Below are 23,440 nucleotides of genomic sequence, written 5' to 3'. Positions count from 1 at the left end.
TTTTCGAACCCTGCAATACCTAAAAATGGGGGTTTTACCAAATACCTAGAAGTAATGAGTATCAGCATTGCCCTGCGGATACAGGAAGAAGCCTGCGGAAAACGAAAAAGAAACTAAGAGAAACCTGCAGAAACGAAAAACTGCAAGTCAGACCATCTAGTCTAACCTGCAGTTCCAAAATATCTCTCTCTTATAATAATCTTATTTGAATTCTATCGAAATCGAATTACTTCAAACCACGATTTACAAGTGTTGCATTCAAGAGCATCACATACTTACGATACTGAGCATCGTTGAGGATGCTGTGCATGTACTTCAAATCCTTGATGACAGCCTTGTCAATCATAGCAGCACGATCCTCAGCTGTTGCTGTTGCTGCATTCATCATATCTGCAGTGAAGTTCTTGTGTACATCAGCTACAGCCTCAGCCTGATCAAGGTTGAGTGACAAAGCGTTTGCCAAGCTACCCATCTTGATGTTCATGTTGAACGCTGCTGTTGCATTTGTGTTCTCCTCTGCTGCGAAAGTAGTTGTTGCCATTGCGAACATTGCTACTGCCATAATCATAATCTTCTTCATAATCTTTTTACCTTTCTTTACTTTACGAGTCATCTTCCAAACTCCTGGGAGTTACATGAAGGACTCTTGTTAAACATTATCCTATAGTCTTTTTCTTTAAGACACTGCAAAGATACGAACTTTTTGTTGTGTACGCAAACAATTAGGCGAAAAAATGCAGAATTCCGCTTATTTATTGATATATATCAAAACTGAAAAGCAGAAATTAGCATCATAACGTCATTTATTACATATTTTGCGATTCAAAAAGATAGAAGAAACGCAATATCGTTAACAAAAAGGTTCCATCCGTTTATTCTATAGCTGCATTCACTGTCACTTTGCCCAGTCATTCCCCCTAGAATCGGTGGTTCCGCACCTTTTTTACAGAAAAAGCGAACATTTCCTTCATTTCTTTTCCATATCCCAATTATTTGTTGTATCTTTGCAAGTGATAAGCTGCAATCAGCTATAACAAAACAAATTTTGCAGTAAATACACTTAGACAAATGGAAGAACAGAATCATATAGACAAGGCACTCGCCTTCCTCGAAAGTCTGGAAAAACTGGGAAACCAGCTGAAAGCTGCCGAGGAGAACCAGAAAAATCTCATCGCCAGAATGCTTGACCTCAAGAAGGCAGGCGAAACTGATGGCGAAGAATACGCAGACCTCTCAAGCAAGAGCAAAAGTTTGCAAGACATCATCGACAAATGGCGCCCTATCTACTTAGAGCGTATGGAAATGGTGAAGAGCGTACAGATGGAAAAGCGTAAAAGAACAAAAAAGAAATAGAATGAAGTATCACATATACCGGATGCTGATTATCAATATATATAATGTACGCGCGTACAATATTATATAAATAAGAAAATCCGGTATGAGTAAGATAACAATAAAAAACAAATATAATAATGGAATCAAACAACAAGAACAAGTTTATTAGAGTGTCATACGCACTCTACGATGTAACAAAGGGTAATAACGGCGAAGAGATGCTCATCGAGCGCACTACAGATGAGCGTCCTTTCTTCTTCATCAGCGGCATGGGCGTTACTTTGCCTGCTTTCGAGGAGAAGGTAGTTGATTTGGCTGAAGGCGAGGAGTTCGACTTCGAGTTGGAGCCAGAGCAGGCTTACGGTTTGCACTATGATGAGCGCGTACTCGACCTGGACAAGCAGATCTTTACTATCAATGGTCAGTTTGATGCTCAGCACGTACAGGTAGGTGCCATCATCCCATTGCAGAACGAGGATGGCAACCACTTCAACGCAGTGGTAAAGAACATCACAGACGATAAGGTTACTTGCGACCTTAACCACCCATTGGCTGGCTTGAAGCTCAACTTCTGCGGTCAGATTTTGGAGAGCCGTGAGGCAACAGCAGACGAAATCGCCAAGATGGCTCAGATCATCAGCGGTGAGGCTGGCGGTTGCGGTGGCGGCTGCGACAACTGCGGCGGCGACTGCAAGGATGGCAACTGCGAAGGCGGCTGCGATTGCAACAAGTAACATTTGAGAATCAACAATAGCGGCTGTCTCAATATCATTTTGGGATAGCCGCTCTTCATATCAACTAAAGAATTTGGCAATGAGGAATACATTTGGCAATCTTTTCACTCTCACCACCTTTGGCGAGAGTCATGGCATAGCAGTAGGAGGCGTCATCGACGGATTTCCTGCAGGCATCGACATCGACATGGACTTTATCCAGAGCGAACTCAATCGTCGTCGCCCTGGACAGAGTCACATCACCACGGCACGAAAGGAAGCTGACAAGGTGGAATTTCTGAGTGGTGTGTTCGAAGGTAAATCTACGGGAACCCCTATCGGCTTCGAGGTGCGCAACCAAAACCAGCATTCTCAGGATTACGAGAATATGCGCTGTCTGTTCCGTCCATCGCACGCCGATTTCACATACAATGAGAAGTATGGCATCCGCGACCATCGTGGCGGCGGCCGTTCGTCTGCGCGCATCACCATCGCCCGCTGCGTGGGTGGTGCCTTGGCAAAGCTGGCACTCAAACAGTTAGGTATCAGCATTACTGCCTATACATCCCAAGTGGGAAACATCGCTTTGGAGAAAGATTACCATCAGTATGATCTCAACACCATCGAAGATAATCCGGTACGCTGCCCCGACCAGACCAAGGCGAAGGAGATGGAAGACCTTATTGCCCAGGTTAAAGCGGATGGCGACACCATTGGCGGCATCATCACTTGTGTCATCAAGGGATGTCCAGTAGGATTGGGAGAACCGGAATTCGATAAGCTCCATGCCCAGCTTGGTGCTGCCATGCTTGGCATCAATGCCGTAAAGGGATTTGAGTATGGCGAGGGATTCGCTGGCGTTACTGCCCGTGGAAGCGAGCAGAACGATGTATTCATTCCTAAGGCTGATGCAGCTAAGGCATCAGAAGATTCTAACGAGAATCTGGATAGTGCTATCAATCAGGATGTTGCAGCCCGCATCACCACAAAGAGTAATCATAGCGGTGGTATTCAGGGTGGTTTGAGCAATGGACAGGACATCTACTTCCGAGTAGCCTTCAAACCTGTGGCTACCCTCTTGATGGAACAGGATACCGTGGATTTGGAAGGAAATCCTACAAAACTCACAGCCCGCGGTCGCCACGATCCATGCGTATTGCCAAGAGCCGTGCCTGTGGTAGAAGCCATGGCAGCCATGGTTATCCTGGATAACTATCTTTTGAATAAAACCATAAAACTTTAATTAGTGATTAATTGGTAGTGATTAGTGATTAACAAACTAATCACTACCAATTAATCATTAATCACTAATCACTAATCACTAATAACTACCTAAAGCTTGCTGTCCTTTAAAAGTTTAGGACAATACTCATTAAAAAAACATTTATCACAAAGCGGTTTGGCACTCTTGCATACATACCTGCCATGCAACAGTATCCAATGATGCGCTTTCGGGATATCCTCAGCAGGAATATGTTTCATCAGATAATCCTCTACCTTGCGAGGCGTATCTGCCGTGCGGGGCACCAAGCCCATGCGATGGCTCACGCGATAAACATGCGTATCCACCGCCATCGTGGCATGCCCGAACCAGACGGCACGAATCACATTCGCCGTCTTGCGCCCTACTCCAGCCAGTTTCACCAAATCATCAGTAGCCTCAGGCACTTCACCCCCAAACAGTTCAACCAATTGTCTGGACATCTGAGCAAGATGCTTTGCCTTGGCATTGGGATAGCTCACCGAACTGATTAACTCAAAAATATCCTCTTCGCTCGCCTGCGCCATGTGACGGGCATCCGGATAACGGGCAAAGAGAGCAGGAGTTACCATGTTGATGCGCTTATCGGTGCATTGTGCCGAAAGCAAGGTAGCCACCAATAGCTGAAATGCGCTGCCAAACTGCAACTCGGTGGTTACATGCGGCAACGCATCTCTGAAATGGTTTAATATGTATTCGTATCTTTCGTTACGAAGCATAATTTCAATACTATTAAAAAATCCTCAAGAATCTTACTTCTTAGCAGGTGCAGCAGCCTCAGCTCCCTTCACCTTACCCTTGTAAGCCTTGTTCAAACCGGCAATCACCTCGTTGGTAATATCGTATGCCTTGTCAGCATAGAGCAAGTTGTCACCACTCTTAGAGAAGATGATGCTATACTTCTTATCCTTGTTATACTGAGCCAGGTAGTTGGCGATGCTGTCATGAAGAGCCTTGTTGTACTTCTCCTGCTCAGCAGAAAACTCAGTGCTCAAACGCTGCTGCAAACCCTGGAGGTCATTGTTCTGCTTCTGCAAACCAGCCTGGATAGCCTCAGCCTGCTCACGGGTGTAAGCATTCTGCTGAATCTTCTGCTGGAAGTTGGCAGCGGCAGCCTGCAACTGCTGCCCCTTCTGTGCGATAGTAGCCTGGATATTCTGACCCTTCTTCTCCAATACAGCAGCATACTCCTTAGCGAAGGTATACTGAGTCATGATAGAGTCAACCTCAACGTATGCAATCTTCAAATCAGCAGGAGCCTTGCTCTCAGACTTAGCCTCAACCTGAGGCTGTGACTTGTTGCATGATGCCAAAGACAAGGCAGCAACAGCAGCGATAGCCACTGAACTCAAAATGTTCTTTTTCATTTTCTTATAATCTTTTTATTTATACTTTCTCTTTTTATTATTAACACGTAATTATTAACACGCCTGATGATTAATACGCCTTATTAGCCTCGCGCGCCTCACGGTCTTGATCCACCACGCAATGGATACCCATCTTGCGAAGACCAGGATTGTCGTGTACATGCTGCGAAGAGAACTTGCCGTTCTTCTTAAAAATCAGTTTTACACTGAATAATGCCATAGCAATAGCAATTATTAACAGACTAAATAGCAATAATTTTATCATTTTTATTATCTTTGCAGTGCCTTAGTGCACTTCACGTTGCAAAGGTACGACTTTTCGGTCAAAAAGCAAAGGAAATTTCATAAATAAATGACTTTCTTGAAGCAAAAATAACAAATAAAGAGAATTATATATACAAAATAACATTATAAATGAAAAAAAATGATTTAAAACCTGCTCTCGTGTTCGAGCAGTTCGCTAAAATCAACGAGATTCCTCGTCCTTCCAAGCACGAGGAGAACATGATTGAGTACTTGAAGGAATTTGGCAAGAGCCACAACCTTGAGACTGTAGTTGATGAGACTGGCAACGTCTTGATTCGCAAGGCTGCCACCCCAGGATATGAGAATGCCGATACCATCATCCTCCAGAGCCACATGGATATGGTTTGCGATAAATTGGTAGACGTGGAGTTCGACTTCCACAAGGATGCCATCCAGACTTATGTGGATGGAGAATGGCTGAAGGCAAAGGGTACCACCCTCGGTGCTGACGATGGTATCGGATGTGCCATCGAGCTCGCCATCCTCGCAGCCGACGATATTGAGCATGGTCCTATCGAGTGCGTATTTACCCGTGACGAGGAGACAGGCTTGAGTGGTGCCGTAGGCATGAAGGCAGGCTTCATGACTGGCAAGATGCTCATCAACCTCGATTCAGAGGATGAGGGACAGATTTTCGTATCATGCGCAGGCGGTCAGACCACCAAGGCTACCTTCCACTTCAATCGTGAAGAGGCTCCAGCTGGCTATTTCTTCATGGAAGCTTCTCTGAAGGGACTCAACGGCGGTCACTCTGGCGATGACATCAACAAGAAGCGCGCCAATGCCATCAAGGTTCTTGCCCGTTTCCTCTTCCTGGAGAACGAGAAGCTGAATGGTGAACTCCGCCTGGTTAGCTTCAACAGTGGCAAGATGCACAATGCCATCCCTCGCGACGGAAAGATTGTATTCGCAGTCAAGAACGAGGCAAAGGAGCAGGTACGTGCCGACTGGAATATCTTCGCTTCAGAGGTAGAGGATGAGTTCCACGTTACAGAGCAGTCGATGTTGTTCAACATGGGTTCTGCCGATGCAGCTCCTGTCATCGAGAAAGCTGTGGCAGATAAGTTCATCATGGCTTTGCAGGCTGTTGACAACGGTCCTCTTACCACTTGTCAGGACGAGGCGCTTGCCGAGATGGTTGAGACATCAAGCAATGTAGCAAGCGTCATCACCGACGAGAACAGCATCCACATCGTGGCTTCACAGCGCAGTAATGTAATGAGCAACTTGGATAATATGACCAACACCGTGAAGGCAGCCTTCCTTCTGGCTGGTGCCGAGGTTAACGTGGGCGGCAAGTATCCTGCATGGAAGATGCGTGCCAACAGCAAGCTGACCGACATCACCGTGAAGAGTTACGAAAAGCTCTTCGGCAAGGAGCCATTGGTCAAGGGCATCCACGCCGGTTTGGAGTGCGGTCTCTTCTCTGAGCGTTACCCAGATCTCGACATGGTAAGCTTCGGCCCTACCCTTCGCAACGTACATACTCCAGAGGAAGCACTTCTGATTCCTACCGTTGAGATGGTATGGGATCACTTGTTGGACATTCTCCGTAGCGTGAAGTAATGAAGAAGCTTATTTTCTTACTCACATTAGCTTTGTCGCTGGTCTTCACTTCATGTGGCGACCGGCACAAAGCCAAGTCGCTCGTCAAGGATTTCCTCAACGAGAACCTTGAGAACGAAGATTGCAGCTATGAGCATTTCAGCCAGCTCAATCAGACGGCAATGATCGACTTCAACAAGGTGAAGTTGATGAGACAGGAGATGAGCAAGCTTCCATACATCAAGAAGAACATCGACTATAACGATGGCACGTTCCCAGACACCTTATTATATATAAGGGCCACCTATCAGTTGACCGATCATGATGGCAAGAAGCAGGAAATCACCCAGACATTCTATCTGGACAAGGCATTGACCCGAGTCATTGCCTTCAAGGAGAACTAAGACATAACAACCAATAAAGGCTGCATTCCTGAAACATGAGGAATGCAGCCTTTTTATCACATTATATCACAATATCAAAAATCATTATACCACCTACCAAAATGTCTATCAGATAGACATCGCCCACAACTACCCTAACCAGCCAACGCCTTCGTCATAAAGTCACGAACCTTCTTGCGGGCAATACCCAGGCGATTTTCGGTTTTCTTGTAACTCAAATTGAGCGTTGTAGCGATTTCTTTCACGGGCATATTCTCATAAACATTCAAGCGATAAACACTGCTTTGCTTATCGGAAAGTTGGGCGATACCGCACTCTAACATTTCGTTCACTTCCTGAGCCGAGAACAGCGACTCGACGCTCTCGGTACTTCTCGACCTCCAATTGCTTGTCTTGATGAAATGCTCGTACACCTCACCTTGCTGTCTGTGGCGCCAGTAGTCAGCAATCAAGTTTCTCGCCATAGTATAGACAAGACAAGGCAAGGTGATAGGCGTAATCATCTTCTTCGACTCCAACAGTTTCAGAAAAATGTTCTGCACTATATCCTCAGCCTCATCCGCTATCGGCAGACGGGAATACACAAACGCCTTCAATTCTTCGAAATGCTTTGTGTAATAATCAGCTATTAAGCTGCGTTCAGATTCTTTGTTTCGTTCCATGATGGTGGTTCTGATTATTATATGCTTATTCAATTAAGTAATGCAAAGTTACAAAAAACGGATAACACTACCAAAGAAAAGGGACAAAAAAATGTGCTAAATGTCTGCTTTGAAACATTTAGCACATATCTAGAAACAATTTGTAACCCCAAATGTTACATCTCGTAAAGTTATATACGCCAATTAATGCCGTATTACTTAATCATATCCACGCTTCTCTTCAGGAAAGCATCGAGAGAAGCACCCTTCAGCATACCGTTCTGCAACAGGGCGAGGTCGATGAGCTGATGAACGATGTTGTTGTTCTTGGCATAGCCCGAGATGATATCATTGCGCTTAGCCTTCTCGTCGCTGATAGCCTTCTCTGTGTTGTGAACATCATCCTTCTCTTCCTGGGTTATCTCCTCTGGCTTCTTCTTGCTCTGCTCCTGATGAAGCACTGCAAGGCGAGCTTCCTGACCCTTGATTTCTGCAAGGATTGGCTTCAATGCATCGGCGGTGTTAGCCTCAGCATCCTCCAATACCTTCTTCACCAAAGCGTGGTCTGAGTTCAATACGATGTTGTAGCTGTCTGGCATCTGACCATAGAAGTTCATGCCTGCCTGGAACTGGCTCATCGCCTTCATACGGCGCATGTACTCGTTCTGGGTGATAAGCACTGGCTGATTCTGCTCACCCAAAGCCTGAATCTCTACGAAGAACTCTGCCTTGTCGAGCTTAGGCATCTGAGAGCGGAACACTTCTGTCAAGTTGTCAGACTGGTCTTTTGTCAAATCTGTCTTCTTGGCATCCTCCTTTACGATGAGTCGGTCGATGATATCCGCATCCACACGGGTGAAGCGGCTCTTCTCCAGCTTCTGCTCCAGCATATTGACCATTGGAGTATCCAGCTGACCTTCCATCAGGAGCACTGAATAACCCTTCTGCTTGGCAGCCTCGATGTAAGAGTACTGCTCCTCCTTGTTGTTAGCATAGAGATATACCAGGTTGCCATCCTTATCGGTCTGGTTGTCCTTGATCAGCGTCTTGTACTCCTCGTAAGTGAAGTACTTGCCCTCTACATCCTTCAGGAGAGCGAAGTCCTTGGCGCGATCGTAGAAGTCGTCCTGAGAAAGCATACCGTAGTTGATGAAGAGCTTGAGGTCATCCCACTTCTCCTCGAATTCCTTGCGGTTCTCCTTGAAGATAGAGTTCAAGCGGTCTGCCACCTTCTTGGTGATGTAGGTAGAAATCTTCTTCACGTTACTGTCGCTCTGCAAGTAGCTGCGGCTCACGTTCAATGGGATATCCGGTGAGTCGATAACTCCATGCAACAGGGTCAGGAACTCAGGAACGATGCCCTCTACCTGGTCTGTTACGAATACCTGGTTGCAATACAGCTGAATCTTGTTGCGCTGCATGTCGATGCTGTTCTTGATGCGTGGGAAGTAGAGAATACCCGTCAGGTTGAATGGGAAATCTACGTTCAGGTGAATCCAGAACAATGGGTCGTCCTGCATTGGATAGAGGGTATGATAGAACTTCTTGTAGTCCTCATCCTTCAAGGTGCTAGGAGTCTTGGTCCAGAGAGGCTCCACATTATTAATAATGTTATCCTCGTCTGTCTCCACGTTCTTGCCGTCCTTCCACTCTGTCTTCTTACCGAAGGCTACAGGCACTGCCATAAACTTGCAGTACTTGTTCAGGAGTTCCTCAATCTTGTTCTTCTGGAGGAATTCCTTGCAGTCGTCAGCGATATGGAGAACGATATCTGAACCGCGCTCAGCCTTGTCAGCATCCTCGATTTCAAAAGCAGGTGAACCATCACAGCTCCACTTCACAGCCTTGCTACCCTCTTTGTAGCTCTTGGTGATGATTTCCACCTTGCTGGCTACCATGAAAGAAGAATAGAAACCGAGACCAAAGTGACCGATGATTGCGTTGGCATTCTCCTTGTACTTGTCGAGGAAGTCTGTTACGCCAGAGAATGCAATCTGGTTGATATATTTATCGATTTCCTCCTCAGTCATACCGATACCACGGTCGCTGATAGTCAGGGTACCAGCCTTCTCGTCGAGAGAGATGCGTACAGTAGTGTCGCCAATCTCACCCTTGAAGTCGCCCTGGGCAGCAAGAGTCTTCAACTTCTGTGTAGCATCTACAGCGTTGGAAACCATCTCACGAAGGAAGATGTCATGATCTGAATATAAGAATTTCTTGATGACAGGGAAAATATTCTCTGTCGTTACACCGATATTACCTTTCTGTGCCATAATTTATAATGTTTTATATGTTTTACTTTATTTATTTCTGCCTATTACATTTACAAATAGCGTGCCAAAAAGGCGGATAGGCGCAACAGAAAGCAAATAACTGAACAAAATAAAGAGAAAGAAAGAGGGATTTCAAGAGAAGAAAACTATAGCCTTAAGGGAAAATATAAATAGCCTTAAGACTAAATATATTTATCCTTAAGCCTAAAAATAATTAGCCTTAAGGATAAATATGGAGTAGGAAAACATCCCATTTATCGGAATGTTTCAACCAATGATGATAATATTTAGAAATATCACAACACCCTGCAGGCACGGATACCTATCTGGGATGGATGTTTCTGCATATAGGTATAAAGTGTCATCGGTTCATCAATCACTTTTTTGTGGATACTGCTGGCATTAAGCAGGTGCAAACCATCCTTGTGCCAGGAAGCAATGCCGATATGCGTGGTGTCCAATCCTTTCTTACGGGTAATCATCAGAAGGATATCGCCATTCTTGATGGTATTTCTGAAAAGCTGGTTGTTGCGAATCTCCCCTTTCGGGATATAGCGATAGCGCTTGCCATTGATGCTCTGTTCCAAAGCCCGGATGCCCGACTGCCACTGTGGATGAGCCGAAAGCATCTTGTAGCTGGATGGATGAGTAGACATCCAGTTTACGCTGATGGTCTGCACAGCCGTGAAAGGTGGATTGTTCTGAATATCCTTCACGATGCCTTCCTTTACGTTGTCATCTACCCAGAGTGTGAAATAATGCTGGCGCTTTACATACTCCACATCGCCACCAACATAGCGCACATGCTTGAGATGATTGCAGAAGGCAGCAAAACTGGTTTCGTGATTCTTGGCACACATCGTCAGAGCGGTCACGATTTCTACGTAGGTGGTGCAATCCAGTTCACGGGTATTCACCACGAGCTGCTCCTCCTTAGTTCTATCCAGGGTGCCGCCCACATAGGGAACACCCACAAACTGCTTTCCGAACCACATCATCCAGTTGGCAGGTTTCTTCTTCATCGCCTTTGCCTGTTGGAGCAAAGAAACAATCCGCATACTATCCTGGCGCTGATACACCACGCCCGACTTTGCTAAAGCCGGCATCACCATCATGAATGCCGCTGCAAAAAACAAAAAACTATGCTTTACTTTCATTGTTTTACATTTTTATATTCCCGCTTCTTACCAAAATTCACGCCCACATAGATGTTCAGGGAGCCGAAGGAATTGTTGGTAGAGAAATGATCTTTATGATAATTGTAAGAATGAATGACAGAACTGATACCCGCATACCATTTGTCATTATTCCATACCACACCAAAACGGCCCACACCATCGATGTTGAAATTCTTGAAGTTGAAGTTCTTCAGGTTAAACTTGTCCTGCTCCGGATCGTCTGATCTGGAATGATTGTAGGCAAGTCCCACGGAAAGCGAGGCGTTGAAGAGCCAGTTCTTGGCAAACACCCAGTTGTAGCCATATCCCACCGTAGCGGAATAATCGCTATACCTCACCTTCGAGAACATCAGGCTGCTATCAATCTTCGCTTCCGTCTGAATCTCGCCTTCCTGATTCTGCTGAGTCCTGGCTTCCTGATTCTGCTGATTCCTGGATTTCTGATTCAGCCGTTCATCCACGATATTCGAGAGTTTATCCCAGTCCACTTCCAGCTGATGCTGGGTATATCCCAAGCCTACCATCCATGAACCGGCGCTCAACTTCTGCTTCGTGCTTTGCGAATAAGCTGCTGGATATGAGAACTTACGATGATTAAAGATGTAGTAAAGGTTCAAACCCTTGATACTTCCTTTGAAACCATCGAAAGATACCTTTTTGAGGGCATCCGTATTCACTTCAGCTCCCAGATCCATTCTTTGGATATGATAGTCGTTACCCGTCTGCCGCCAGAACAGATCCACTCCGAGCAAACTGCTATACAGGCTCAGATTGAACTCCTTCTTGCTACTGTGGTTACTCTTCATATTGATGTGTTTCAAGTCTATGGTATAACCCAGGAACACCCATCGCCATCCCAGATAAGGGCCCAATCGCCATGAAGGATCAGGTGCAAACGAGATGCGCTGTCCTTCCTCACCATAAAGGGTATAGACCTCATAGGTATTGGTATTCTGGAGCATCACGGTATAATTGTAATGCTGAGGCTCGATATACTGTTCGTTGATATTTGAAAACTCCCGAAAGAAATTCGTAAAAGTCATTCCCAAACGGTGGAAGAAGGTTTTCTCATGTCGGGCACGCGTCAGGCTATCCTCAGAGTTTCCCTTGAACATCGTAGAGTTGAAAAGCGTTTTCATCAAAGAAGAATCGGCAACAGTCTTGTTCTGGTCAGTCTTACTTTGGTCTGTCTTGCTTTGACCAGCAGACAAATGAGACGTTTCCCGCTCCACCGCCATCATTGGCAGCAAAGCGAACAACCAGACTCCCACTAAAGACCAAATTCTTCTTTTCATCTTATTGACTCTTTGAAATTCTACAATTCAGTTCTTCAAGACACACGTTAGCACTTACAAAATCAAACGTTAGTTCTTCCAAAGCACGCGGTCGAGCACCCAGTTTACCGGAGTAGCCGAAACGCTGGTGCAAGTACAGGTGCTGATACCCTGCAGGTGTTCTATCACATTCTTGATGATAGGCAGCTGCACATACGGCGGATTGGAAACCGTGATGCTGGTTCTACCCTCGCTTGTTATCAAGACGATAGGCTGATAGGTGAACACGGAGAACGAAAGCGAACCCTTGTCACCGATAATCTCGATGCAGTCTTCCTTGGCACTCTCATGTCCCACGAAACACCAGCTGCCACTGCCCGTCACGCCACTTTCGAAGAAGAAGCATGCCGATACCGTATCTTCTGCCTTATAGAGATGCGCACGGTTGGCAGGATAGCCATGGGCACGGGTAATCACACCAAAGAGGTCTTGCAACAGGTCTATCTGATGTGGTGCCAAATCATAGAAATAGCCGCCACCAGCAATGTCTGGCTGCACACGCCAAGGCATCTCCTTGCCACTTTTGTAATCCAAGTCACGGGGAGGTACCGAGAAGCGAACCTGTACATTGACTATTTCTCCGATAGTTCCACTGTTGATAATCTCCTTCACTTTCTGAAAGTAAGGAAGATACCTGCGATAGTATGCCACAAAGCAAGGCACACCGGTCTGCTCGCTGATTCTGTTGATGCGGATACAGTCGTTATAGCTTGCTGCCAGAGGCTTTTCTACGTATACAGGCTTGCCTGCATGCATCGCCATGATGGCAAAGGTGGCGTGTGATGACGGTGGCGTAGCGATATAGACGGCATTCACGTCAGGGTCGTCGATGAGTTCCTGCGCATCGGTATACCATTTTCTTATATGATGGCGCTCGGCATAGCTTCGCGCCTTCTGTTCGCTACGGCTCATCACCGCAACAACCTGCGATCCCTCCACCTCGTTGAATGCCGGACCGCTCTTCTTTTCGGTTACTTCACCGCAGCCGATAAATCCCCAGTTAATCTGTTTCATTCTTTTCTTCTCTTTTTAGAAGACATCCGGCAGTTACTCTCCTGCCAGAGACTTGTTGATTTCGTCGATATAGTCGAGCACCTCGTCACGACCCGTCTTCTTCTCACTGCTGGTGATGAAGTATGGAGGGAGCGCCTCCCAACGGTCTTCCAGAGCGTGCATCCACTTTTCTGCATTCATGCGAGCCTTGACTGGACCCAACTTATCAGCCTTGGTGAAGACGATGCAGAAAGGCACATTGCTCTCGCCCAACCAATCCACGAACTCACGGTCTATCTTCTGCTGGTCGTGGCGCACATCGATGAGTACGAAGACGTTTGCCAACTGTGGGCGCTGCAGGATATAGCTGCTGATCATCTGCTCCAACTGCTTCTGCACGGTTTTGGAGCGCTTGGCGAAGCCATAGCCAGGAAGGTCGACCAGATACCATTCGTTATTGATGATAAAGTGGTTGATGAGCAGGGTTTTACCCGGAGTGGCTGAAGTTTTAGCCAAACCCTTGTGATTGCAGAGCATATTGATGAGGCTCGACTTGCCCACGTTACTTCTGCCGATGAAGGCATACTCGGCCTTGTTATCTTTAGGGCACATGCTCACTCGTGGAGCCGATATTGTAAATTCAGATTTCTTAATTTCCATTCTTTCTATTTTCTTTTATAAATGTTTAATTATTAAAGGCAGCACACTAACTTATCGTAAAGTTCAATGTTCAACGCACAAAGTTCAATGTTCAATGTTCAAAGTCTAGAGCATTTCTGCCAATTCCAGCCATCTCATTTCCTTCTCGTCAAGTTCGTCCTTGATTTCAGGCAGGCGCTTGCTCTTTTCCGTCAGTTCCTCTACCGAGAGGGTGCCGCTGCAAAGGGCCTCTTCCAACTTTTTCTGCTCTTCGGTGAGCTTATCTATTTCCTGGGTCAGCTGCTCATATTCACGCTTCTCCTTGTAGCTCATCTTGCGCTTGTTCTCAAAGTTGGCATCACGCTTGGCGGTGCCGGCTCCATCGTTTGTGCTGGCGCTGTTGCTGGCTGTGGTTTTCGCTGCAGCCGCAGCTTTCTCTGCCTCATCCTTCTCCTGCAAACGGCTCCAGTCACGATATTGCGTATAGTTGCCAGGGAAATCCTGAATCTCGCCCTCGCCCTTGAACACCAGGAGATGGTCCACCACCTTGTCCATGAAATAGCGGTCGTGACTCACCACGATGACGCAACCGGCGAAATCCTGCAAGTATTCTTCCAATACCTGGAGGGTCTGGATATCGAGGTCGTTGGTAGGCTCATCGAGCACCAGGAAGTTAGGATTCCTCATCAGCACCGTACAGAGATAGAGCTTGCGCTTCTCGCCACCACTCAACTTATATACGTAGTTGTGCTGCTCCTCGGGAGTGAAGAGAAAGAACTGCAGGAACTGCGAAGCCGTCATGTGCTTGCCATTTCCCAGGTCGATATAGTCGGCAATCTCGGTGATGACATCGATGACCTTCTGGTCTTCACGGAACTTTAATCCTTCCTGCGAGAAATAGCCGAAGCGCACGGTCTCTCCGATATCAAACTTGCCGCTATCAGGCTGCACCTCGCCCAGGAGCATCTTGATGAAGGTAGATTTACCCGTACCGTTGTTACCCACGATGCCCATCTTCTCGAATCGGGCAAAGTTGTAGTAGAAGTTGTCGAGAATCACCTTCTTCTTACCCCTGTCGTCGAACGCCTTGCTCACATACTGGCACTCGAAAATCTTGGAACCGATATATACGGTAGAAGCCTTCAGGCGCACCTGTCGGTCTTCGATGCGCTGCTTCGCCACCTTTTCCAACTCGTAGAAGGCATCCTCACGATACTTCGCCTTATGACCGCGAGCCTGAGGCTGTCGGCGCATCCAGTCCAGCTCTCTGCGATAGAGATTCTTGGAATGCTGGATTTCGGCACGCAGGTTGTCCATGCGCTCCTGTCGTTTTTCCAGATAGTAGGCATAATTGCCACGATAGGTGTAGATGGTCTTATCATCGAGTTCCAGGATGGTATTACACACCTTGTCGAGGAAGAATCGGTCGTGGGTTACCATGAAGATGGTCTTGTTGCCACGGTTCAGATAGCCCTCCAGCCACTCAATCATCTCCAGGTCGAGGTGGTTGGTAGGCTCATCGAGCATCAGGAAGTCGGGCTCATCAATCAGCACATTGGCAAGCGCCACACGTTTCTGCTGACCACCACTCAACTGTCCCATCGGCTGATCCATGTTGGTGATATGCAACTGTGTGAGAATCTGCTTAGCCTTGAGCACCTTTTCGGGGTCATCCTCGTGGTTGAAGCAAGCCTCGAGCACGCTCTCATCCGGGTCGAACTTCGGCGACTGCTCCAGATAGCCCACCTTCAGGTCGCGGCGATAGATGATGTCGCCACTCTCATGTCCCTCCTTATCCATGAGCACCGACATCAACGTAGATTTGCCCGTGCCGTTTCTCGCCACGAGTCCCACCTTCTGTCCTTCAGCGATAGAGAAGGAGATATTATCAAAAAGAACCTCAGCTCCAAAACGTTTGGTGAGGTTTTGAACGTCTAAATAAGGTATTTGACTAGCCATTTTTGTTATTTTTGTGTGCAAAGTTACAAAAAAAATTGGCAGAAACAAAATTTTTTGGCTATCTTATTTGGCAGAAACAATTTTTTTAGTTATCTTTGCACCGAATTTAATCAAAACATCTAGTGTTTCCATTCTCGAAACGCTACATTTCATAGAAAAATCATATAATATACAATATAATAATGTATAGCAAAGACGAATTATCAGCAAAAAGTGTCGTTCAACTGAAGGACATTGCTAAAGAGATTGGAGCCAAGATTAAGTCAGGCGACAACAAGGAGACTATTATCTATACCATCCTTGATGCCCAGGCTGAAGGCCCAACAGATGATGCTGCACCAAAGCGTAAACGTACACGCATTGCCAGCAAGAAAGAAGACCGTGTTTATTCTGTCAATGGAACTGATGGCGAGAACTTCGACGTGATGAAGAACCAGGCTACCGGACCTGTAGATGCATCGCAGGATGCAGCCCCACAGGGAGCCGCAGCCACAGCAGATCCGCTGGCTGCTTTCCCAAAGCACAGAGGCAGAAAGAGCAAGGCAGAACTGGAGGCCATTGCTGCGGCTAAAGCTGCTGCCATCAAGATGCAGCAGGCTGCTCAGCAGCAAGAGGAAAGCGAAAATGAAGGCAATTTTTTTGATGCCGAGAGCAACAGCGAGACTGAGCAGAATGCACAGACTGATGCTGAGCTGAATGTACAGACTGATGATGAGCAGGAGGCACAGATCAACGAAGAGCAGGCGGCACAGGCTAGCGCAGAACAGCCAGCACAGGCTGAGTCTGACCAGGCAGCAGTCGCAGAGAGCGAAGAGCATTTCATTCCTGAAGCCCAGTTTGCCACTGGCGAATCCAGCGACAACAGCGAAAGCAATAACGAACTGATGGCTATGCTCCAGGCAAAGCTCAACTCTCATAACGATAAGCCAGCAGACCATGAGGAAAAGGCAGAGGCTAAAGAGACCGTCAAGAAGGCAAACAATGCCGCAGGCGCTGCAGCCGCGACTACTCCAGACGGCGTCTGGAGCGGCGACCCAGGCGACGGCACCGACTTCATCACCGTGGTAGATATTCCAATCGAAGACCAGGCAGCCACGCCAACATACGATATCTTCGATCGCCCTACCACTCCGGTTGCATCCGGCAACACTCCTGCCGCTGCACCTCAGACAGCCAACAGGGAGCCAGAATACGACTTCTCCAACATCATCAGCGCCAATGGTGTGCTCGAAGTGCTTTCAGACGGCTACGGATTCCTTCGCAGCAGCGACTTCAACTATCTTTCTTCTCCAGACGACATCTATGTGGCTACCAATTTCGTGAAGCGATATGGATTGAAGACGGGTGATGTAGTTCAGTGCCACGTGCGTCCTCCTCACGAGGGAGAGAAGTACTTCCCACTTACCAGCATCGACAAGATTAATGGCCGTGACCCATCAGAGGTACGCGACCGTGTTCCATTCGAGCACCTCACCCCACTCTTCCCTAACGAGAAGTTTGATCTCTGCGGCGACCGTCGCACCACCAACCTGAGCACCCGCGTGGTAGACCTCTTCTCACCAATCGGTAAGGGACAGCGTGCGCTCATCGTGGCTCAGCCAAAGACCGGTAAAACCATCCTGATGAAGGACATTGCCAACGCCATCGCAGCCAACCACCCAGAAGCATACCTCATGATGCTGCTCATCGACGAGCGTCCTGAGGAGGTTACCGATATGGCTCGCACCGTGAATGCCGAGGTCATCGCCTCTACCTTCGACGAGCCAGCCGAGCGCCACGTGAAGATTGCGGGCATCGTTTTGGAGAAGGCAAAGCGCATGGTAGAGTGCGGTCACGATGTAGTCATCTTCCTCGACTCCATCACCCGTCTGGCACGTGCCTACAACACCGTAGCCCCAGCATCAGGTAAGGTGTTGACCGGTGGTGTGGATGCCAACGCATTGCAGAAGCCAAAGCGCTTTTTCGGTGCAGCCCGTAACATCGAGGGTGGCGGTTCTCTCACCATCATCGCTACAGCCCTGATTGATACAGGTAGCAAGATGGACGAGGTTATCTTCGAGGAGTTCAAGGGTACCGGTAACATGGAGTTGCAGCTCGACCGCTCACTCAGCAACAAGCGCATCTTCCCTGCCGTCAACCTGGTGGCTTCTTCTACCCGTCGCGACGACCTCTTGCAGGACAAGAAGACGCTCGACCGCATGTGGATTCTGCGCAAGTTCATTTCAGATATGAACCCTATCGAGGCGATGAATACCATCCACAAGAGCATGCAGACTACTCGCAACAACGAGGAGTTCCTGATTTCCATGAATTCATAGATTCAGCTTTAACAGCATAAAAGTTGAGGGCGTTTCATCCTTTAGGACGAAGCGCCCTTTTCTTATCATCTGATAGGAAGCCTTACCTTGTTACACACATAACAAAGTAGAAACAAAGTGATATATAAATTATTGCCACAAAACTAGCAAAAATAATAGCAAAGTGTCATTTTCAAGGCTAAAAACAAGTGGTTGACCCATATCAAGAAATGCATATTGCAATGATATTTCTCGGCAAAAGATGCCGTTATTTGATAAAAAAGTGTTAACTTTGCACTCGTATTTAAGGAATAACAAATAATAAATTTTAAAAAGGTTAATAATTATGATGACTATTTTTACAATGGCTTTCGCCGCAGTTATGTTTTCAGGTATGGTTCTTTGCATGGGCATGTTCTTGAAACACGTAGTAAACTCAATTCCAGAAATGACTAACATGAGCCATTCTGTTAGCTTGAGCAAGTAAGAATAGCAACACTACTATATATATATGAATATATCTGAATCACTTTAGAAATAAAGAGAGATTTAATCGGGTAGGAGGTGAATGTTACTCATAAGAGGCATTTACCTCCTACTTTCGCATTCACCGACCTCCCACACCACCGTACGTGCGGTTCCGCATACGGCGGTTCCTACTTTGGGTGCCATTCGAGATACGAACCCATCAGCGTGACATACCCTGCCTTGCGAAGACTATCATTGCTGATAGCCATTTTCAAAATAGGACTGTCTGCTACACGCCAATACCCAAGACGGCTGTTGCCCCACATATAGGCTTGGCATTTATCTATACCACACCTTACGAGGTTGGCAATCCTCGTCTTGACTCTCTTCCAAGACTTCCATATACACATGCGTATTCGTCTGCGCAGCCATTTGTCCGTTTCAAGGAGCAGTTGCTTCATATTTGCAAGATGATAGTACCCCACCCATCCTCGTATGTATTCCTCTAGCTTTTGCTTCCGTTTTTCATATCCCCATCCATTGCTCCGACTCGTAAGTTCCTTTAGTTTGGCTTTCATCTTTGCTTTGGATTTGGGATGCACAGTCAGTTGGCATTTGCCTTTGGATACATAGAAGGAGTAGCCGAGGTATTTCACACCACGCACATACGAGACGACCGTCTTCTCCTTGTTCACCTTGAGGTATAGTTTGCCTTCTATGAACTTGGTGATGGACTCCTTGACTCGCATTGCCGCTCGCTTGGACTTACAAAATATCATTGAGTCATCGGCATAACGAACAAAGGGGAGACCTCTGCGTTCGAGTTCCTTGTCCAACTCGTTGAGCATGATGTTGCTCAGCAGTGGACTCAACGGTCCTCCTTGGGGAGTTCCCTCCTCACTTGCCTCGAACAAGCCCTTGTTTATCACACCACTGCGAAGATATGTGGTTCAAGTTGTCGGGACTAAGGAATCGCTCCAACAAGTGCTTCTTGTCGAATGGTACTTCCACGATGTTGTCTTCACACATCCACATGAAAGTCTGCGCTCCCCCGTACCATTCGGATTCCGTCCTAGCTCTTTGGGGGCAGCCATTAACTTCTGCCAATGTTTTCTGCGTTCTTACTTTCATAAGGTATGTTTCAATTACTATCGTTTAATATAGGTTCTGTCCTTCATGCGCTATATCGAAAAGCACACTACTATGACATCTGCTGACTTCTCACGGCTAGCTTTACTCCTTGCCTTTCGCAACATAGCTATTCGACAAGTCCGTGAGACCTCCTCGGATAAGGGCATTGTCTTTCCATCTTATACCCACTTCATTTACACCAACCGTTCCGAATAGCTATGGGACTTTGATTTGTATAGCAATCTAATCCACGGTCATATGCCTTGTATGAAGTTTCTGTACGTTAGGTCAGATGTTTGCCGCCGGCTTCTTTCAGATTCCAACTCACGATGGACACCCTTGCCATTGGCTAGGTAATTCCCGCTATTAGGGCTTACTAGGGACTTGCACCCATTAGACAATGCTCATGCCGAGCATACTATTAGGTCTAGTGACGCAGCGAAACGCTGCATCACTAGAATTACTAACAACCGTTATGGTGAGTGTAAAGGAAAGATGCAGAATGTTCCGATGATCTTCGCTGTCATGGCTAGTTGCCCCCCGCTTTAGTGAGAACTCATGGAATATGAATCACCTAAAATAGTATAGTACGAACTTTTTCATCTTTCTTGTGTTTTTCGCGCATTTATAAACATTCGGCGACAGTTGTCCTAACCATTTTCAAAGGCCAAAGAAAACTAAAAATACTCCGAAAACTTGTCTATTAGGCTAATATTCATTTACTTTGCATTTTGAATATTAACTAAATAGATAAGGTTATGCCGGATTTTTCAGACACAGAGCGCCGACTTATCGATTTATTGGAGGTCGGAGTGAAATTTTCTGCCCAAAATTTGGTTGTTTCATATAAAAGTAGTATCTTTGCCCCAAATATAAAACTATAGGCTTATGGTACATGTAAATGAAACAATAGTAATCAAGAGCTCATCTGTCAAAGATGGCGGAATGGGTAAAGAGGCTGAAGGCTCATAAGGCTGAGCAACTGGAGAAGTTGCGCAACGTGGAGAGTATACTTGACTGTAAACCAGCATATTAAGTCTAGCAGTGCTGCGTTTCACTGCATCGCTAGAATTGCTAAAAAACGTTATGGTGAGTGTAAAGGAAAGATGCAGCGACTTGAGGCAATACGCAGTCTGAATAGTTTTTACCATGATATTTAATGTCTAACTAAAAAAAATAATTATGAAACAAATTATTAAGAAAGGTAGTTTTTTAACCTTGATGTTTCTGTTGCTTGGTTGTTTGTCGCTTTATGCCGATAACGACTTGATTACAAGGCAAATCACCATTCATTTGGAAAAGGCTGGTACTTTGCCTGATAGAATTACAATTAGTGAAAAGCATAAGATTACCAATTTGAAGATTATTGGTGAGATAAATGGTACGGATTTGAGTATGATTCGTTGGATGGCTGGAAGTAATTATTCTGGCGGAAAGCTTTCTGTGTTAGATTTGTCTGAGGCAAAGATTGTAGAAGGTGGGGATGGCTATTATTATGATCATCATACTTCTAATGGTGTAATAGGCAAATACGCATTCTATGACTGTAGAAGATTAAAGAGTTTAACCCTTCCTGCTGGTATTACCAAGATAGGCGATTGCGCATTCGAGTTCTGTTACGGATTAACGAGTTTAACCCTTCCTGCTGGTATTACCGAGATAGGCAATAGCGCATTCCATGACTGTAGCGGATTAACGAGTTTAACCCTTCCTGCTAATATTACCAAGATAGGCTATTACGCATTCTGGCAATGTAGCAGATTAACGAGTTTAAATCTTCCTGCTGGTATTACCGAGATAGGCAATAACGCATTCGAAGGTTGTAGCGGATTAACGAGTTTAACCCTTCCTGCTAGTATTACCGAGATAAGCGAAGGCGCATTCTCTGGTTGTAGCGGATTAACGAGTTTGAACCTTCCTGCTGGTATTACCGAGATAGGCGATTGGGCATTCAGTGACTGTAGCGGATTAACGAGTTTAACCCTTCCTGCTAGTATTACCGAGATAAGTAATAGCGCATTCAGTGGTTGTAGCGGATTAACGAGTTTAACCCTTCCTGCTGGTATTACCAAGATAAGCGAAGGCACATTCTCTGGTTGTAGCGGATTAACGAGTTTGAACCTTCCTGCTGGTATTACCGAGATAGGCGATTGGGCATTCAAAGACTGTAGCGGATTAACGAGTTTAACCCTTCCTGCTGGTATTACCGAGATAGGCAGATACGCATTCTGTGGCTGTAGCGGATTAACGAGTTTAACCCTTCCTGCTAGTATTACCGAGATAGGCTTTCGTGCATTCTGGGGCTGTAGCGGATTAACTTCTATTTATGTATATGCAGAGAAAGTACCAAAAATAGGTAGTTATGCATTCGATGAAGTTGATACCAAGAAATGCACAGTTTATGTACCAATGGGAACTTATGATGATTACAGGCACTCTGACTTTGTCAGCTTTGAGAACATAGTAGAATTCGAAGCAACAGGCATCGACAAGACTACAACCTCTACCGATGTTGAGGAGGTAGCTCGCTATTCAGTAAAGGGTCAGCGATTGTCTGCTCCAACCAAGGGATTGAATATCGTGAAGTATAGCGATGGTAGCGTGAAGAAAGTTGCTGTTCAATAATGGATGGTTACAGTCGATTACTGATAACCTCTCATTTTTGTGATGCTCCGGGATATAAAAGAGCATAATTGACTGTAAAACAGTAATCGGGTAGGAGGTAAATGTTACTCATAAGAGGCATTTACCTCCTACTTTCGCATTCACCGACCTCCCACACCACCGTACGTGCGGTTCCGCATACGGCGGTTCCTATTTTGGATGCCATTCGAGATACGAACCCATCAGCGTGACATACCCTGCCTTGCGAAGACTATCTGTGTATAAGGCTGACGACCCTCCCATCCTTGATGGTTCGGCTTAGGATTTCTATGAGTTTGCTATGACTCACCGTGTCGAAGAAGCGTTCCAAGTCTAAATCGACAACGTATATATAGCCATTGTCGATTATCTTCTGCGCTCCCCTAAGTGCATCGTGGCATCCTCGCCTTGGGCGGAAGCCGTAACTCCGTGGCGAGAACTGTCGCTCATAGATGGGTGTCAAGGTTTGGTTGATGGCTTGCTGCACCAATCGGTCAACCACGGCGGGGATGCCCAACAGGCGCTTCTTGCCATTGTCCTTCGGTATCTCTACTCGACGGACTGGGTTCGGACGGTATGAACCGTCCTGCAAGGAACGTATCAGAGAATCCTTGTTAGCCAAGAGCCAAGGGAGGAGTTCCTCACAAGAAATCTTGTCGATACCGCCGCATCCCTTGTTGCGAACCACCGCCTTGTAGGCTTGGTTCAAGTTGTCGGGACTAAGGATTCGCTCCAACAAGTGCTCCTTGTCGAATGGTACTTCCATGATGTTGTCTTCACACATCCACATGAAAGTCTGCGCTCCCCCATACCATTCGGATTCCGTCCTAGCTCTTTGGGGGCAGCCATTAACTTCTGCCAATGTTTTCTGCGTTCTTACTTTCATAAGGTATGTTTCAATTACTATCGTTTAATATAGGTTCTGTCCTTCATGCGCTATATCGAAAAGCACA

18 protein-coding genes and 2 pseudogenes are annotated in these 23,440 nt (G+C 46.3%); 7 read left to right on the top strand and 13 right to left on the bottom strand.

The features are described from left to right. Window positions 1–226: 226 nt before the first annotated feature. A complete protein-coding gene (locus V8Z93_RS09010) occupies window positions 227–580 on the bottom strand; it encodes a hypothetical protein (RefSeq protein WP_203038991.1) in 354 nt (117 codons plus the stop codon). A 488-nt stretch (window positions 581–1,068) separates the two neighbouring features. On the opposite strand from V8Z93_RS09010, the gene V8Z93_RS09005 reads away from it, so the two are divergent. From V8Z93_RS09005 to aroC, 3 genes are all read left to right on the top strand, one after another. Next, complete coding sequence (locus tag V8Z93_RS09005; protein WP_203038989.1) at window positions 1,069–1,353, top strand: hypothetical protein; 285 nt, start codon at window positions 1,069–1,071, stop codon at window positions 1,351–1,353. A 119-nt stretch (window positions 1,354–1,472) separates the two neighbouring features. After that, window positions 1,473–2,069 carry an FKBP-type peptidyl-prolyl cis-trans isomerase gene (locus tag V8Z93_RS09000; RefSeq protein WP_203049900.1) on the top strand — a complete coding sequence of 199 codons (597 nt, stop codon included), beginning with the start codon at window positions 1,473–1,475 and terminating at the stop codon, window positions 2,067–2,069. Between the two features lie 79 nt (window positions 2,070–2,148). Continuing rightward, a complete protein-coding gene (gene aroC / locus V8Z93_RS08995; protein WP_439431304.1) occupies window positions 2,149–3,291 on the top strand; it encodes a chorismate synthase in 1,143 nt (380 codons plus the stop codon). 89 nt (window positions 3,292–3,380) lie between these two features. Here the strand turns inward: aroC and nth are convergent, their stop codons facing one another. From nth to V8Z93_RS08980, 3 genes are all read right to left on the bottom strand, one after another. Then, the gene (nth, locus tag V8Z93_RS08990) at window positions 3,381–4,028 is read right to left on the bottom strand and encodes an endonuclease III (protein ID WP_203038983.1); all 648 of its coding nucleotides are present in this window, start codon (window positions 4,026–4,028) and stop codon (window positions 3,381–3,383) included. A 33-nt stretch (window positions 4,029–4,061) separates the two neighbouring features. Further along, window positions 4,062–4,676, bottom strand: coding sequence for an OmpH family outer membrane protein (locus V8Z93_RS08985; protein ID WP_203038981.1), 615 nt, complete (start codon window positions 4,674–4,676; stop codon window positions 4,062–4,064). 70 nt (window positions 4,677–4,746) lie between these two features. After that, complete coding sequence (locus tag V8Z93_RS08980; protein WP_203038979.1) at window positions 4,747–4,941, bottom strand: hypothetical protein; 195 nt, start codon at window positions 4,939–4,941, stop codon at window positions 4,747–4,749. Window positions 4,942–5,090: 149 nt separating this feature from the next. Here V8Z93_RS08980 and V8Z93_RS08975 point away from each other — a divergent pair, with 149 nt between their 5' ends. Beyond that, on the top strand, window positions 5,091–6,548 hold the full coding sequence (locus V8Z93_RS08975) for an aminoacyl-histidine dipeptidase (RefSeq protein ID WP_439431303.1): 1,458 nt from the start codon (window positions 5,091–5,093) through the stop codon (window positions 6,546–6,548). Then, entirely contained in the window at window positions 6,548–6,931 is a 384-nt protein-coding gene (locus V8Z93_RS08970) for a hypothetical protein (protein WP_203038975.1), read from the top strand. Before V8Z93_RS08975 ends, V8Z93_RS08970 begins: the two co-directional genes overlap by 1 nt. A 134-nt stretch (window positions 6,932–7,065) precedes the next feature. On the opposite strand, the gene V8Z93_RS08965 is transcribed toward V8Z93_RS08970, so the two are convergent. The 7 genes from V8Z93_RS08965 to V8Z93_RS08935 all read right to left on the bottom strand — a co-directional run bounded on the left by V8Z93_RS08965 (window position 7,066) and on the right by V8Z93_RS08935 (window position 15,948). Continuing rightward, window positions 7,066–7,593 (bottom strand): RNA polymerase sigma factor, encoded by a 528-nt coding sequence (locus tag V8Z93_RS08965; RefSeq protein ID WP_439431302.1) that lies wholly within the window; start codon window positions 7,591–7,593, stop codon window positions 7,066–7,068. 194 nt (window positions 7,594–7,787) lie between these two features. Beyond that, the gene (gene htpG / locus V8Z93_RS08960) at window positions 7,788–9,845 is read right to left on the bottom strand and encodes a molecular chaperone HtpG (RefSeq protein ID WP_203049886.1); all 2,058 of its coding nucleotides are present in this window, start codon (window positions 9,843–9,845) and stop codon (window positions 7,788–7,790) included. Between the two features lie 296 nt (window positions 9,846–10,141). Beyond that, window positions 10,142–11,002, bottom strand: coding sequence for an N-acetylmuramoyl-L-alanine amidase-like domain-containing protein (locus V8Z93_RS08955; protein ID WP_203038969.1), 861 nt, complete (start codon window positions 11,000–11,002; stop codon window positions 10,142–10,144). Then, window positions 10,999–12,318 carry a DUF4421 domain-containing protein gene (locus V8Z93_RS08950; protein WP_439431301.1) on the bottom strand — a complete coding sequence of 440 codons (1,320 nt, stop codon included), beginning with the start codon at window positions 12,316–12,318 and terminating at the stop codon, window positions 10,999–11,001. The genes V8Z93_RS08955 and V8Z93_RS08950 overlap by 4 nt, the downstream gene beginning before the upstream one ends. Before the next feature lie 69 nt (window positions 12,319–12,387). Continuing rightward, on the bottom strand, window positions 12,388–13,371 hold the full coding sequence (locus V8Z93_RS08945; RefSeq protein WP_203049882.1) for a Gfo/Idh/MocA family protein: 984 nt from the start codon (window positions 13,369–13,371) through the stop codon (window positions 12,388–12,390). 33 nt (window positions 13,372–13,404) lie between these two features. Beyond that, window positions 13,405–14,010 carry a ribosome biogenesis GTP-binding protein YihA/YsxC gene (gene yihA / locus V8Z93_RS08940; protein ID WP_203038965.1) on the bottom strand — a complete coding sequence of 202 codons (606 nt, stop codon included), beginning with the start codon at window positions 14,008–14,010 and terminating at the stop codon, window positions 13,405–13,407. Between the two features lie 105 nt (window positions 14,011–14,115). Further along, entirely contained in the window at window positions 14,116–15,948 is a 1,833-nt protein-coding gene (locus V8Z93_RS08935; protein ID WP_439431300.1) for an ABC-F family ATP-binding cassette domain-containing protein, read from the bottom strand. Window positions 15,949–16,130: 182 nt separating this feature from the next. Here V8Z93_RS08935 and rho point away from each other — a divergent pair, with 182 nt between their 5' ends. After that, the gene (gene rho / locus V8Z93_RS08930) at window positions 16,131–18,266 is read left to right on the top strand and encodes a transcription termination factor Rho (RefSeq protein WP_439431299.1); all 2,136 of its coding nucleotides are present in this window, start codon (window positions 16,131–16,133) and stop codon (window positions 18,264–18,266) included. Between the two features lie 635 nt (window positions 18,267–18,901). Here the strand turns inward: rho and V8Z93_RS08925 are convergent. Continuing rightward, a pseudogene (locus V8Z93_RS08925) lies at window positions 18,902–19,844 on the bottom strand (reverse transcriptase domain-containing protein). 1,182 nt (window positions 19,845–21,026) lie between these two features. On the opposite strand from V8Z93_RS08925, the gene V8Z93_RS08920 reads away from it, so the two are divergent. Continuing rightward, entirely contained in the window at window positions 21,027–22,469 is a 1,443-nt protein-coding gene (locus V8Z93_RS08920) for a leucine-rich repeat domain-containing protein (RefSeq protein WP_439431298.1), read from the top strand. Between the two features lie 253 nt (window positions 22,470–22,722). Here V8Z93_RS08920 and V8Z93_RS08915 read toward each other — a convergent pair. Further along, window positions 22,723–23,373 (bottom strand): annotated as a pseudogene (locus V8Z93_RS08915) (reverse transcriptase domain-containing protein); the annotation flags it as partial. Between the last annotated feature and the right edge of the window lie 67 nt (window positions 23,374–23,440).

The organism is Segatella copri, from assembly GCF_051861805.1.
Classification (GTDB): domain Bacteria; phylum Bacteroidota; class Bacteroidia; order Bacteroidales; family Bacteroidaceae; genus Prevotella; species Prevotella copri_M.
The sequence above is the reverse complement of the archived record's forward strand: the minus strand, read 5'-3'. Positions and strand labels throughout refer to the sequence as shown.